This is a genomic window from Chryseobacterium sp. Tr-659, assembly GCF_011752975.1.
Taxonomy (GTDB): domain Bacteria; phylum Bacteroidota; class Bacteroidia; order Flavobacteriales; family Weeksellaceae; genus Chryseobacterium.
In genome coordinates this window covers 274,856-288,388 of sequence record NZ_VWWP01000003.1, presented here as the reverse complement: position 1 = coordinate 288,388, position 13,533 = coordinate 274,856, and the positions used below count along the sequence as shown (strand labels likewise).

The following is a 13,533-nucleotide window of genomic DNA, read 5'->3' as shown; positions in this document are numbered from 1 at the left end:
ACTCCAATAAGAGTGCCTAACTTTTTTATGGTTCTTTCTGGAGAACTACAAATGCCGGGAAGTGGTCACTGTAGCCGCCTGTAAATTGGTCTCCATTCCAGGATCTGAACGGGTAGCCTTTATAATTTCCTTCTTTATTTACGAGATAAGCTGGTGCGTAAATTTCAGTTTTGTATACAGAATATTCTTTAGTTACCTGATCTGAAATTAAGTTTTTAGAAACAATAATCTGGTCAAATAAGTTAGGAGCATCCTGATAAGCAAGAGATGCTACTCCTTTTTTGTATAAAGGATACATCAGGTTAAGATAAGGAGTTTGTTCACTTAAATCTTTAGGGCTTGCCTGAGCTTTAAGATAATTTTTTAAACTTGAGCTCACAGGATCATCGTTAAAGTCACCCATTGCAAAAAGTTTTGTTGAAGGATCTGCAGCTCTTACACTGTCCATTTGTTGTTTCAGTAAAGCAGCAGCAGCATTTCTTTTAGGTAAGGAAATGGCTTCACCACCTCTTCTTGAAGGCCAGTGGTTCATAAAAAATGCTACTTTTTCATTATCTAAAAATCCGGTTACTACCAGAATGTCTCTCGTGTATTCTCTTTTTCCATTATCACCGAAAATCTTAAGTTCTTTTTTCAATGAATTGGTTGGGGTAAATCTTCTTTTCTGATAAATCAGTGCGACATCAATTCCTCTGTAATCATAAGAATTGTAGTGAATGATTCCGTAATCATATTTCTTAAGAGCAGGCTCATTAATAAGATCCTGAATTACCTGTCTGTTTTCCACCTCGATCAACCCTACCACTGCAGGTGCTGTCTTTGTATACTGTGCACCCAACTCAGAAATTACTTTTGCTTCGTTGGCAAGTTTTGCTTTGTAGATCTTAGTTCCGTAGTTTTTAGGACTTTTTGGGGTGAATTCTTCAGAACCACTCTGCTCTCTTACCACTTTTTTTCCGATTAAAGCTCCGTCACTCCATGGCCCGTCATATTTTTCCGCTTCCAGAAACTTGATAGAATCCAACGGAATACTTCTGTGGAAAGCAGGATTCTTAATATCCTTAGTTCCGTCAATATAATCTGCTGAGCGAATCGTGTCCCAAAGGTTTTCTACATTTAAAAAACCTATTGTGGCAACTTTTCTCAGTTTTCCTTGTTGTTGTGAGAATGCCATTACCGAAAAAACGATGGCAAACAGACTCAAAAATCTCTTCATCCTCTTAGAGTTATTATTAATATTATTTAATTTGCAAATTTACCTTTTTTTAATTCACTGCATTTTAAATATTTGTAAATTTAATTAAGGTAATTTGATTGTTTGTTATATAATCATTCTTAAAAGTTTGCAATGTTAAGAAAAAATAATGTTAAAAAAGTTGTGAATTATAAAATTTGACTAAATTTGTGCCCCCAACTTTTAAACTGTTGAAAATTAACAAGAAAAGTATTTAAAAAAATAAATATACTCATGATTAAAAAACTATCATTAATCTCTTTATTTACTTTGCTGCCTGCGTCATATTATTATGCGCAGACAACAGTGTTTGCGTATCTTAAGGATGCGGATGGTAAGCCTGTTGAGCAAGCAAATGTAGATTTAAAAGGAGCAGGAAATGATGCAAAGGCAGACAAAATCGGTTACTTCCAGTTTACTGATCTGATGCCGGGACATTATCAGATTATGGTTACAAAATCAAATTTTGAAACTAAAATTCTTGAATTTGACGTAACTAGTAATGAGAAAAGAAAAGATCTTGGAGTAATCACTCTTTATTCTGCATTGAACGGTGCAGATCAGGGTTTGGCTATCGTAGAAGATTCTGGAGAAAGCGACAGCGGCGGAGCACAGCAAACTGCTACCGTAGGATTGCTACAATCTTCTCAGGATGTATTCAACAGAATTGCTAGTTTTGATTTAGGACCATACTGGTTCCGTCCAAGAGGAATCGACAGCAGAACCGGAGAAAACATGATAAACGGTATTTCTATGGCTGGAGCAGATAACGGAGACGTTGACTTCAGTACATGGGGAGGCTTGAATGAAATTACCCGTTACCCGGAAATTGCTGCCAATCATGCACCTTCCGAATATGCTTTCGGAGGAACTACAGGTGTATTTTATAAGAATACAAAAGCCAGCGAGTACAGAAAAGGCAGCCAGCTGACCTACTCACTAACCAACAGAAACTACAGAAACAGATTATCTTACAGATTCTCTTCCGGAATGAATAAAAACGGATGGGCATTTACAGGAATGATCGCAAGAAGATGGGCACAGGAAGGTATACAGGATGGAACTGCTTATGATGCATACAGCGGATACATCGGTGTTGAGAAGAAATTCAGCGACAGCCATACGATGACATTCAACGCGATCGGTTCTAAATATGAGAGAAGCTCTTCCAGCCCAAGTACTCAGGAAGTATATGACTTCAGAGGAGTTCACTACAACTCTTATTGGGGATGGCAAGGCGGAGAAAAAAGAAATGAAAGGGTAAAAAGAGGTTTCCAGCCTATACTTCAATTACAGGATTTTTGGAAAATCAATAAAAACTCCCAATTATGGACATCCGTTTCTTACCAGTTCGGAAAAGAGTACAGCTCAAGATTGGATTGGTACAGAGCAAACAACCCATCGCCTACTTACTACCGAAATTTACCAAGCTATTGGTTAAACTATAAAAATCCGGCACCGGAACAAGCAGCGAATATTGATATTACAAGAGATTGGTGGACTAATAATGATGAATCTCATACACAGATCAACTGGGATAATCTTTATAATGCCAACAGAAGTGATAACCTTTACAGACCAGAATTTGGCGGAAGAAGAGCAGCTTACTATCTTGTGGATGATGTAAAAGATGATAAAGTATGGAATGTATCTACACACTATACTTATAACTTTAATGATACATCCCGTTTTATTTTAAATTTATCATACCAGAACTACAGATCTGAGCAGTATAGAGAAGTAAACGATTTATTAGGTGCTGATTTTGCACTGAATATGGACCCGTTTGCATACAATACTAATGGTGGAAGCGTGTGGGGTAAATTTAATACCTTAGAAAGCGATGCTGATGTAGCTAAAAGAAAAGGAGATAAGATCGGGTACGATTATATTTTCAGAAGACAGGAAGTAAAAGTAAACCCTGCATTCAAGTTTTCTACAGGGAAATTTGATGTGTTTGTTTCCGGATTATTCGGTTATACAACTAATAGCAGAGAAGGTTTATTCAAACATTATCTGTATGAATCATCTTACGGAAAAGGAGAAGATAAAAACTTCTGGAACGTAGGGGTAAAAGGTCAGGTTACTTACAGAATCAATGGTAGAAACTTCTTTGTATATAACGGAGCTTATTTCTCACAATCTCCTTTCCTGAATGATATTTATTTCAATACAAGAGTAAGTGGTGTTGCCACTCCGGGAATCAAGAATGTTGTAGTTGATGCCAACGATTTAAGCTATGTGATTTCTACTCCGATTGTTAAAGTAAGATTAACAGGATATCTTGTTAACACTCAAAATGAAACCAGCGTACAAAGATATTTTGCGCAGGGAATTAAGCTGACTACACTTACTGAAAGTGGTGATCAGGCTCCTGTTCAGGATGGTGCTTTCATTACACAGGTATTGGCTGGTGCTAACAAGAGAAATATGGGAATCGAGCTTGGGGCTCAGGTGAAAATTACTCCTACATTAACTGCCAGCGGATTATTAAGCTTAGGACAGTATACCTATACGAATAATCCTACCGTGTATTTCGCATCTGATGCAGTGGGAACTTTCAGAGAGCTTGACGGAAACGGAAATCTTGTTTCCAGATCTTACACGAACATGGGAGAAGCTACTCTTAAAAACTACAGACAAGGTGGAACTCCACAGGAGGCATATACTTTAGGTCTTAGATATAGCAGTCCTAAATACTGGTGGGTAGGTGCTACATGGAACTACTTCGGACACTCTTTCCTAGATCCGTCTCCAGTAACCAGAACAGCAAGATTCTATACAAACCCTAATACACCTGGAGTACCTTATGATAATGTAAGCGAGGAAGAATTAGCAAGAGTTCTTACCCCTACAAGATTACCAGCAGCATTCTTCTTCAATGTGAACGCAGGGAAGTCATGGATGATTGGTAAATATTATGTATTGGTGTCTGCATCTGTAAATAATATTCTTAATAACAGAAATTATATTACCGGTGGATTCGAACAGACAAGAAACGTTAACTATACTGACTATGCTAATGATTATGACAGCGGAAACATGGTATTCGCTCCTAAGTATTGGTATAACCAGGGTAGATCTTATTTTGTTAACCTTCAATTCAGATTCTAAAAAATAAATTTAAAAATTGAAAACAATGAAAAATATATATTTTAAAGCGGCCATTTTTAGTGCCATTTCCATGCTGTCGATTTCGTCTTGTGTAAAAACTGATGATTATGATGTGCCGGAAATCAAATGTACCAACAAATTTGCTGCGGCAAACCATCAGCTGTCAGAACTTGCAACTATTGCAAAGCCAAAGCCTACTGAAGCTGATATCATTAAAGATGATTTCATCGTAGATGCTTATGTTACTTCAAGCGATGAATCCGGAAACATTTACAAAATGATGTTCCTTCAGGATAAGCCTGAAAACCCAACACAAGGTATTGAAATTGATATTGACGGTGGAAACCAGTATCTTGATTTCCCAACAGGAGCTTTAGTTAGAATCAACTTAAAAGGACTTATCGTTCAGGCTTCTAACGGAAATATTAAAGTAGGTTCTTTTGACCCTAATTATTCTGTGGGAAGAATCAATCCAAATAAAGTATCAAACTACATCGCAAGAGTTTGTGACGGACAGAAACCTGTTGTAGCTGCAATCAAGCCATTAGAATTTAACTCTATTGCTGATGCTCTTAAAAACGGAGCTCACATCAACCAGCTTGTAAAAATTAAAAATGTTCAGTTTGAAGATCCGGAATTAACAAAGAACTTCGCTGATGATACAGGAACAGGTGATCGTTATATCGTAGATAAAAAAGCAGCAAGATTAGATCTTCGTTTCAGTAACTACGCAACATTCGCGAAGTCTCCAATCTCTCCTAAATATGCAAAGAGTGGTGATATCGTTCTTCTTTTAAGCCGTTATACAAGTCCAAGTAACCCAACAACTCCTACTTTTACAGAACAGGCTTATATCAGAGATCTTAATGATATGAACTTCCCTAATGACAGATTTAACCCTGGAGAGCCAGATGCTCCGTCTGCAAGTGCAGTAAATCTTTTCGCAGGATCTGATTTTGAAAACTGGGCTACTTTCTTATCAAGTGTGAACAGTTTCGGACTTAAACCTTATGCAACTCAAGGTGTTGGTCTTGGATATAACAATACAAACTCTCTTCAGTTAAAAGGAACTCCTACTGCAAACGATTATGTATTTACATCAGTTGCTGCTACAGGAATACCTGCTGTTCCAAAGAGAATCACTATGTATATCAAAGGTTCTGCAACAGGGAAATCACTTTCTTTCAACGTATATAAAGCAGGAGGAGGTTTCTATGTATTTAATTTAGGAACATTCAGTACCGGTGCTACTTTAGGAGTAGAAAGTGCTAACTCTTACACTGGATCCATCAATACTAATGGACAATGGAGATTGGTTGAACTTACTCTTACAGGTATTACAGACATCAACGTAACTGCTGGAAAAGATATGTTTGCTATCAAGACAGGTACCGGAGGAGTTTATGATGTTCAGATTGATAATATCAGAATTGAGTAATACTCATTATAATTTTATAGATAGTATTTTCTTACTATAATTTAAACAAAACCAGGCAGTCCTCATAGGCTGCCTGGTTTTTATTTTATAATAGAGCTGTGAATTTGAAATAAATGTTGTTTATCAAGAGTATGATAAATATAGAAGAGATCATTTTTTACATGAATCTAGGAAAAGCATTACAATGTTTTATTAGCTTGATGTGTCTAATGACATTTGCTTTTCAGGTATTTTTTATTGTCTTTAAAATGATTAATGATAAAAAAATACCCTAAAAAGTTTAACTCTTCAGGGTACCCATTTTATAATGGTTAAATCTAATTCTTTTTTAAAAGGAAACCTCGTTCACTTCTTTTCCTCTTTGGAAATTCATCATTTTCTGGCTGCCTTTGTAAGCAATACTAACCAAGTTGATTTGCTTAGGAAAAGCGCTTAAAAGGATGGTATTTTTAATCTTTAAGGTGTTGATATCTGAAACACCTCCGGTTTCAAAATACACCCATACCGTTTCTCCACTGACCTGACTTCCTGTGAAGGTTATCGTTTTGGGAGCTCCATTAACAAATACATCAAAATTATTATTCACATATTTTTTTACCTCTGCTTCAAATCCGGCCGTATTAGGGTTAATTTTAATAGCGTCAGAGATATGGCTTGTATTCATTTTTGTGGTAAACTTCAATGTCTTGCTTCCATCAATATAGTCCACTTTGGTCATTGAAGAGAAAAAGTCTACATACATAAAACTCATTAACACAAAAAATGTTAAAATTCCTGATATATATAAAAGTTTTTTCATCTTAATTAATAGATTTACAATCATACTTGCTAGTTATAAGTCACAAATAATATGCCAATTAAAAATTAACATTCACAGAATACTTATCATAAAAAGCTTTAATATGTGCTACGGCCTCATCAGCCGTATCTACCACACGATAAAGATCAAGATCATCTTCAGCAATCATGCCGTCTTTTAGCAGTGTTGCTTTGAACCAATCCAATAATCCCCCCCAGAATTCACTTCCTACCAAAACGATGGGAAATTTACCAATTTTATTGGTCTGAATCAGGGTAAGCGCCTCAGTGAGCTCATCCAGAGTTCCGAAACCTCCCGGCATTACAACAAAGCCCTGAGAGTATTTTACAAACATTACTTTTCTCACGAAAAAGTAATCAAAATTCATGGAATAAGATTTATTGATGTAAGGATTGAAGTGCTGTTCAAACGGAAGGTCAATATTGAGACCAATAGATCTTCCTTTCGCATTGAAAGCTCCTTTATTTCCGGCTTCCATAATTCCCGGGCCACCGCCGGTAATAATTCCGAAACCTAGTTTTGTGATTTTCTCAGCGATTTCTACCGCCATTTCATAGTATTTGTTTTCCGGTTTAAGACGTGCAGAACCAAATATAGAAACACAGGGCCCAATCTTAGCCAGTTTTTCATAGCCATCTACAAATTCAGCCATGATTTTGAATACCATCCAGCTGTCTTTGGTAATCGTTTCGTCCCAGGTCTTTTGTCTTAAACTGTTGTGAAGCTTTGTTTCATTAACATCAAATTCCGGATTTACTAAACTTTCATCTCTGGTTCCATCAATTTCCATTGCAAAATTTATTTAAAATGTTTTTCGGCTTCTGTTACAGATTCCGGTCTGCCCACATCGATAAGGATGCTGTCATGTACAAAACCATGAATATGCTCAGTCTGCATCAGGTCGAGATACTCTTCCATAACAGAAAATTTGCCTTTTCTTTTTATTTTTTCAAAGATAACAGGATTGATGCAGTGAATTCCGCTGAAGGCAAGTGCCCTGAAGCCTTTGTTGAATTCCGCAAGCCGCTGCTCACCTGTCTGTACGTTCAGCCAGCCTCTCAAAACCATATCATCATTGAAAAGGAGTTTTCTCGAACTTTCTCTGTCCGAAACTGCTAAAGTAGCAAAATCTTTTATCTTTTTATGATATTCTACTAATGTATTGATGTTCAGATCAGTTAAAATATCAGCGTTCATGATTAAAAAATCTTCTCCGTGATCAAGAAATTTTCTTGCAAAAACCAGGCCGCCCCCGGTTTCAAGGAGTTCATTGGTTTCATCAGATATTTCAATCTTACATCCGAAATGATTATTTTTATTTAAGAAGTCAACAATCTGATCTCCAAAATGATGAATATTGATAACAAAATCTTTTATTCCGAAACTTTTCAGATAATTGATATTTCTCTCCAATAAAGGGATATCATTTACTTTAGCTAATGCTTTTGGATGATGATCTGTAAAAGGTTTGAGTCTGGTTCCCTTTCCTGCTGCGAAAATTAAAGCTTTCATGATAGTATGAATAATACGTGATGAATAATTTGATAAACAGGCATTAAGTAAAAATATTACTTATTGCTCATTATGGATTGCTTATGTTCAGTTGTGGCTGTTCATCGTGATGAAGGCTTACTTGTGTTCCTTCAGGATACTTTTTTTTGATGAACTCAGCAATTTTTATAGCAGAATATACCGATCTGTGCTGGCCCCCCGTGCATCCGAAATTGATTTGCAGATGCTCAAATCCTCTGTCCAGATAATTGTCTATATTGATAGAAACAATAGATTTTACGAGCTCCAGGAATTGAGGCATATCAGTTTTTGTTTCCAGATATTCTTGTACTCCGATATCATTTCCGGTCTGGCTTTTATATTCTTCAATTCTTCCGGGATTTAAAATTCCTCTGCAGTCAAAAGCGAAACCTCCGCCGTTCCCTGAATTATCTTTTGGAATTCCTCCTTTCTTGTAAGAAAAACTGTGTATCTCAATGTGTAGCATATTCTTTTTTTATTTTTAAACCATTAAGGTTCATTTTGTTTTAAGGTAAGTTAAGATTTTGACCAATGTAAGCCCGAGCAAATTCAAAATTTAATGATTCAGTATTGTATCAATTTTCAATCGGGTTTCTTTAAGACTGAGTTGGTGAATTACCTTTTCCAGCTCCGGATAATCCTTCATCAGATTCCATGAAGATGCAAACTCTGTAATGTTCTGAATTCCCATTTGCAGGCTCGATATAAAATGTTGTTTTCTCTGAATCAGACCTCTGAATCCGTAAGCTCCCAAAACCTGAAGAAATCTCATCATCTGAATCGGCATAACAGACTCTTTTAGCTGAGCTCTGGTTTCAGACTGGTCAAATTGCTGAATATAAAATTCCAGCATTTCATTTTTAAAGTCTTTCGGGAAATTAGCTTTAGCCTGGAAAAGAAAAGATATGACATCATACATCAGAGGTCCTTTCATTGCAGACTGATAATCGATGAATGATACTTCGTTTTGATCATTCACCATAATATTTCTTGCCTGAAAATCTCGGATCATGATTCCTTTGGGCTCAAGATTTTCAATTAATACAGCAATTTGCTTGAATTCTTTTAAAAGGGTAGACTTGTTATATTCAAGCTCAAGAACATCAGCAATGAAATTTTTGAAATAATAAAGATCATGAATTACCGGAAGTTCATCATAGCTTTCATATTCAAAGGTTTTAGAGAAGTCTATTTTTCCCTGAGTCTGAATTTGCAGTAAAAAAAGTTTTTGGAGTGTCTGTTTCACCAATGCTTTTACATCAGGAGATAATTCTTCTTTTGTGATGATTTCTGAAAGGGTATTTTCTCCCAAAAACTCCTGGACATACATTTTTCTGTCCTCCGAAATAGCAAAAATCTGGGGCGTGTTAAGATGTAAAGCAGAAAATACTTCAGAATAATAAAGGAAACTTTCGTTTTCCGGAATATTTTCGTTGTAAGTGATGATGTATTTCCCGGTACTGGTAGTGGCCACAAAATTTACCCTCGCAGAGCCACTTTGAGCTAATGTGACAAATTCAGAAGATTTTTTTCCCAGATGGTTTTCAAAAAATCGTTTTGCGTTTTCAGAAGTCATAATATGGAAACAAATATACTAATTTAGCGTGAGTTAGAAATACAATGTCATTGTTTTTAAAATTGGGATCAGATCCAGAGATGGGAGAAGTTTTTCGATATAAAAAACGGTGTCTTTTATTTTTAGAATATGCTAGAATAAAAAAGAATCATAATTTATCATTTATTGGTGAAATGTAATGATTCTATTTGTAACTTAGAATTCAGGATATTACCTCCTAATTTTTATCTTTGTAGTATGTTAAAAGACTTTAAACCTGTTTTAGGTATTTTATTACGCTTCATAGTCATTTATCTGGTTTTGCTTTTTGCTTATCAGTTTTATCTGAATAATGGTAAGGCTTTCGGATTGGATCCTTTTTCAAGAATGATCGCTAATCAGGTTAGTGCCATACAAAATACGATTGGTTATCCAACGGAACTTTATGATGATATAAAGAATGAACAGGTTTGGTTTTATGTAAAGAATCATTATGTGACGAGAATGGTGGAGGGATGTAATGCCGTTTCTGTGGTTATTCTGTTTGTCTCTTTTATCTTTGCTTTTTATAAAGGGGTAAAGACCTTTTTCTTTGTGGGTGCAGGGCTGGTTTTACTTTATATTATGAATCTTCTTAGAATTATAGGATTGAATATCGTGGTTGTTGATCATAAAGAATATGGTAAAATGTTCCATGATTTTATTTTCCCTGCCATTATCTATGGAACCGTGGTTGTACTTTGGTTAGTTTGGATTAAATTTTTTGCTTTAAAACATGAAAACTCTTAATTGGCTATTGATTATTGCAGGAATCTTAGGATTGGTTTGTGTGCGGGTTCTGGAAGGGACATTATTTTATGACCCCTTTCTTGATTATTTTCACGAAGCCAACAAGAATATTACATTTCCGGCATTTGAATGGGGAAGGCTGGTTGCAGGACATTTATTCAGATTTATTTTAAATCTGGTGTTTTCCTGCCTGATTATTTATGGTTTATTTAAAAACAAACAATGGACATTACAGGGTGCGATTATGATGGTGATCGTTTTTGCTATTTCTTTTCCGATCTATCTATATTGTATTTCTAATAAATTTGAGATAGGCTATCTTTTTTCCTTTTATATGAGAAGGTTTGTGATTCAGCCTTTGATTATACTTCTGATTGTGCCGATGTTTTATTACAGAAAACAGATGATGCATAAAGAAGGCGAAGTAAGCTGAGAAAGCAAAGTCACAGCATTTTATCCATGCTTTATAGCTTATTGTGCAGTATGCTTATCCACGCTGGTGACATTTTCCGGAGTCCATTCTACCCGTTTGATGAAATCCTTTTCACGCACAGGGCATTCCTTGATCTGGCAGACCGGGCATGAGATCGGTTTACAATCATCCATGTGAAAATTGAACTCAATACTTCGTTTGATATTTTGAGCAAGAAGAATAATTACTTTTTCCATTTCCGCATGAGCATCACGAAGGTCATAATACCACGGAAGTGTAATATGAGCATCAATATGAAGGGAAGAACCAAATTGCTGGATCTTCATATTATGTACATCTATCCATTCTATATGTCTGTTTTCTTCAAGAATTCTAATGACCTGATTTAATATTTCAGGATCCTGCTCATCCATAATACCGCTTAGAGATTTACGAACGATTTTATAACCTACAAATATGATATAAAGCCCAAATGTAAGTGCCACCACAGAATCCAGCCAATAGATTTTAGTGAAGTAAACAATGATTAAACTTCCTACAACTCCAAGTGTTGTAATGGTATCCGACTGTAAGTGTTTTCCTGATGAAATAAGGACGAGAGAGTTTTCTTTTTCCCCTTTTTTTATTGAAATATATCCCAGCAGATAATTAATAATTGCTGTTGCGGCAATTATCCATATTCCCAGATCGATTTTACTTAGTGTTTTTCCTACAATAAGACTGTGAACTCCTTCATAGATGATCATAATACCGGCAATAGCGATCAGGGCTCCTTCAATTCCGGAAGTGACAAATTCTACTTTTCCGTGGCCGTAAGGATGATCTTCATCTTTTGGTTTGGCAGCGAGGTGAAGTGAATAAAGCCCCATAAACGCACTGATTACATTCACGATACTTTCCATCGCATCTGAGAAAACGGCATCGGAATTGGTGAGTTTCCAGGCAATAATCTTTCCAACAAAAAGGATAATTCCAAATGCAGCAATGAGTCTTTGAAAGCCTATTTTATCTTTATGGGTATTTTTCTGGGTATTCATATGGGTGTTTGATAAAAAAAAGAATCTCAATTTTGAGACTCTTTTTTATTTTGTTAGTTTATACTAAGTTGTTTGCTACAAGGTATTCTGCAATTTGTACAGCGTTTGTTGCTGCTCCTTTCCTCAGGTTGTCTGCTACGATCCAAAGGTTGAGCGTTTTGGGCTGCGACAGATCCCGTCTTATTCTTCCTACAAAGACCTCATCTTTTCCTTCTGAATATAAAGGCATCGGGTAGTGGTTGTTTTTCACATCGTCCATTACGATTACGCCTGGTGTTTCAGATAAAATTTTTCTTACTTCATCCAGTTCAAATTCATTTTCGAATTCGATATTTACACTTTCAGAATGTCCTCCCTGAACCGGAACTCTTACTGCAGTTGCCGTCAGATTAAAGGTATCGTCACCTAAAATTTTCTTAGGTTCCTTCATTAGTTTGATTTCTTCTTTCGTGTAATCATCATCAGCAAAAACATCACAGTGTGGCAATGCATTTTTAAAGATCTGGTAAGGATATACTTTTGCAATATCATCATTTCCGCTGATTTCTCCGTTTAGCTGGTCCACAGCAGCTTTACCAGTTCCTGTTACAGACTGGTAAGTAGAAACAATTACTCTTTTTAAATCATATTTCTTGTTCAATGGCCCTAAAACCATGACCAACTGAATGGTAGAACAATTCGGATTTGCAATGATCTTGTCTTCTTTAGTCAATACATCTGCATTGATTTCAGGAACTACTAATTTTTTATCAGGATCCATTCTCCATGCAGAAGAATTGTCTATTACTGTTGTTCCTGCTTCCGCAAATAATGGTGCGAATTCAAGAGAGGTAGAACCTCCGGCAGAAAAGATGGCAATATCCGGTTTGGCAGCTATAGCGTCCTTCATGCTTACAATCGTAAATTCCTTCTGTTTATACTTCACCTTTTTACCTACAGATTTTTCGGATGCTACCGGGATTAATTCTGTTACAGGGAAGTTTCTCTCCTCCAAAACTTTAAGCATAACTTGTCCAACCATTCCTGTTGAACCTACTACAGCTACTTTCATTGATTTAATTAAAATATTTAAGATTAAACTATTTATAAATTATAACGCATAATGTATAATTTCTTTTTCTGGTTTTAAGCCCCGAACACTCTTGTCCAAGGGAATGCAAATGCAAATAAACCTACTGCGATCAATCCCATGAAAACTACTCCCAAAGAGATGGTATCATTGGACTTTACCTTTTTGTTGACAATAGTCATCAACACAGCTGCAATAAGCATTGAAAATGGATGTTCAACATATTGAAATCTCAATGCTGCATTTTTCATTACTTCACCCATATTCAATCCTCTGCTGAAAGTGGTGATCAGCATAATGATACCCAGTAAAAACTGAACGTGGAAGAAGATCATTGTAAATAAAGTTGTTTTCTTTAAAAACTTGTTCACTTTTCCACTGAAACCGAACATGGTAGCCAGAAGTGCAATGATAAATAATGCAACCAAAAGAAGCTCAAGATACCCGAATCCTTTGTGGGCATTAAGCAAAATGTTGTAAAAATCCATACTTTCTATTTTTTTGTAGACAA

The 13,533-nt window shown here is 35.9% G+C and carries 13 protein-coding genes; 4 read left to right on the top strand and 9 right to left on the bottom strand.

The annotated features are described in order from the left end of the window. Positions 1-25: 25 nt before the first annotated feature. A complete protein-coding gene (locus F3J23_RS08940; RefSeq protein WP_167027250.1) occupies positions 26-1,216 on the bottom strand; it encodes an endonuclease in 1,191 nt (396 codons plus the stop codon). A gap of 252 nt (positions 1,217-1,468) precedes the next feature. On the opposite strand from F3J23_RS08940, the gene F3J23_RS08935 reads away from it, so the two are divergent. Then, complete coding sequence (locus F3J23_RS08935; protein WP_167027247.1) at positions 1,469-4,348, top strand: carboxypeptidase-like regulatory domain-containing protein; 2,880 nt, start codon at positions 1,469-1,471, stop codon at positions 4,346-4,348. Positions 4,349-4,373: 25 nt separating this feature from the next. Beyond that, positions 4,374-5,786, top strand: coding sequence for a DUF5689 domain-containing protein (locus F3J23_RS08930; RefSeq protein WP_167027244.1), 1,413 nt, complete (start codon positions 4,374-4,376; stop codon positions 5,784-5,786). Positions 5,787-6,114: 328 nt separating this feature from the next. Here the strand turns inward: F3J23_RS08930 and F3J23_RS08925 are convergent, their stop codons facing one another. From F3J23_RS08925 to F3J23_RS08905, 5 genes are all read right to left on the bottom strand, one after another. Next, a complete protein-coding gene (locus tag F3J23_RS08925) occupies positions 6,115-6,585 on the bottom strand; it encodes a DUF6702 family protein (protein ID WP_228455304.1) in 471 nt (156 codons plus the stop codon). A 58-nt stretch (positions 6,586-6,643) separates the two neighbouring features. Then, positions 6,644-7,396 (bottom strand): TIGR00730 family Rossman fold protein, encoded by a 753-nt coding sequence (locus tag F3J23_RS08920; RefSeq protein ID WP_167027238.1) that lies wholly within the window; start codon positions 7,394-7,396, stop codon positions 6,644-6,646. Between the two features lie 8 nt (positions 7,397-7,404). After that, positions 7,405-8,118, bottom strand: a complete 714-nt coding sequence (locus F3J23_RS08915; RefSeq protein WP_167027235.1) for a nucleotidyltransferase family protein — start codon at positions 8,116-8,118, stop codon at positions 7,405-7,407. Positions 8,119-8,188: 70 nt separating this feature from the next. Further along, positions 8,189-8,605 (bottom strand): RNase adapter RapZ, encoded by a 417-nt coding sequence (locus F3J23_RS08910; protein ID WP_167027232.1) that lies wholly within the window; start codon positions 8,603-8,605, stop codon positions 8,189-8,191. 90 nt (positions 8,606-8,695) lie between these two features. Further along, positions 8,696-9,715 (bottom strand): aminoglycoside phosphotransferase family protein, encoded by a 1,020-nt coding sequence (locus F3J23_RS08905; protein WP_167027229.1) that lies wholly within the window; start codon positions 9,713-9,715, stop codon positions 8,696-8,698. A 237-nt stretch (positions 9,716-9,952) separates the two neighbouring features. On the opposite strand from F3J23_RS08905, the gene xrtF reads away from it, so the two are divergent. Beyond that, positions 9,953-10,483, top strand: coding sequence for an exosortase family protein XrtF (gene xrtF, locus F3J23_RS08900; RefSeq protein ID WP_167027226.1), 531 nt, complete (start codon positions 9,953-9,955; stop codon positions 10,481-10,483). Continuing rightward, entirely contained in the window at positions 10,470-10,916 is a 447-nt protein-coding gene (locus F3J23_RS08895; RefSeq protein WP_167027223.1) for an exosortase F system-associated membrane protein, read from the top strand. Before xrtF ends, F3J23_RS08895 begins: the two co-directional genes overlap by 14 nt. A gap of 38 nt (positions 10,917-10,954) precedes the next feature. Here F3J23_RS08895 and F3J23_RS08890 read toward each other — a convergent pair whose 3' ends face one another. From F3J23_RS08890 to F3J23_RS08880, 3 genes are all read right to left on the bottom strand, one after another. Further along, complete coding sequence (locus F3J23_RS08890) at positions 10,955-11,953, bottom strand: cation diffusion facilitator family transporter (RefSeq protein WP_167027220.1); 999 nt, start codon at positions 11,951-11,953, stop codon at positions 10,955-10,957. Between the two features lie 58 nt (positions 11,954-12,011). Next, positions 12,012-13,004: an aspartate-semialdehyde dehydrogenase gene (locus tag F3J23_RS08885; protein WP_167027217.1), complete on the bottom strand. Its 993-nt coding sequence runs from the start codon at positions 13,002-13,004 to the stop codon at positions 12,012-12,014. A 74-nt stretch (positions 13,005-13,078) separates the two neighbouring features. Then, positions 13,079-13,510 (bottom strand): hypothetical protein, encoded by a 432-nt coding sequence (locus tag F3J23_RS08880; RefSeq protein WP_167027214.1) that lies wholly within the window; start codon positions 13,508-13,510, stop codon positions 13,079-13,081. Positions 13,511-13,533: the final 23 nt, after the last annotated feature.

Excerpts from the sequence above, each read along its gene's own strand:
- F3J23_RS08895 (WP_167027223.1), top strand. The coding sequence starts at position 10,470 with ATGAAAACTCTTAATTGGCTATTGATTATTGCAGGAATCTTAGGATTG.
- F3J23_RS08890 (WP_167027220.1), bottom strand. The coding sequence starts at position 11,953 with ATGAATACCCAGAAAAATACCCATAAAGATAAAATAGGCTTTCAAAGA.
- F3J23_RS08905 (WP_167027229.1), bottom strand. The coding sequence starts at position 9,715 with ATGACTTCTGAAAACGCAAAACGATTTTTTGAAAACCATCTGGGAAAA.
- F3J23_RS08920 (WP_167027238.1), bottom strand. The coding sequence starts at position 7,396 with ATGGAAATTGATGGAACCAGAGATGAAAGTTTAGTAAATCCGGAATTT.
- F3J23_RS08915 (WP_167027235.1), bottom strand. The coding sequence starts at position 8,118 with ATGAAAGCTTTAATTTTCGCAGCAGGAAAGGGAACCAGACTCAAACCT.
- F3J23_RS08880 (WP_167027214.1), bottom strand. The coding sequence starts at position 13,510 with ATGGATTTTTACAACATTTTGCTTAATGCCCACAAAGGATTCGGGTAT.
- F3J23_RS08885 (WP_167027217.1), bottom strand. The coding sequence starts at position 13,004 with ATGAAAGTAGCTGTAGTAGGTTCAACAGGAATGGTTGGACAAGTTATG.
- F3J23_RS08935 (WP_167027247.1), top strand. The coding sequence starts at position 1,469 with ATGATTAAAAAACTATCATTAATCTCTTTATTTACTTTGCTGCCTGCG.
- xrtF (WP_167027226.1), top strand. The coding sequence starts at position 9,953 with ATGTTAAAAGACTTTAAACCTGTTTTAGGTATTTTATTACGCTTCATA.
- F3J23_RS08910 (WP_167027232.1), bottom strand. The coding sequence starts at position 8,605 with ATGCTACACATTGAGATACACAGTTTTTCTTACAAGAAAGGAGGAATT.
- F3J23_RS08930 (WP_167027244.1), top strand. The coding sequence starts at position 4,374 with ATGAAAAATATATATTTTAAAGCGGCCATTTTTAGTGCCATTTCCATG.
- F3J23_RS08940 (WP_167027250.1), bottom strand. The coding sequence starts at position 1,216 with ATGAAGAGATTTTTGAGTCTGTTTGCCATCGTTTTTTCGGTAATGGCA.
- F3J23_RS08925 (WP_228455304.1), bottom strand. The coding sequence starts at position 6,585 with ATGAAAAAACTTTTATATATATCAGGAATTTTAACATTTTTTGTGTTA.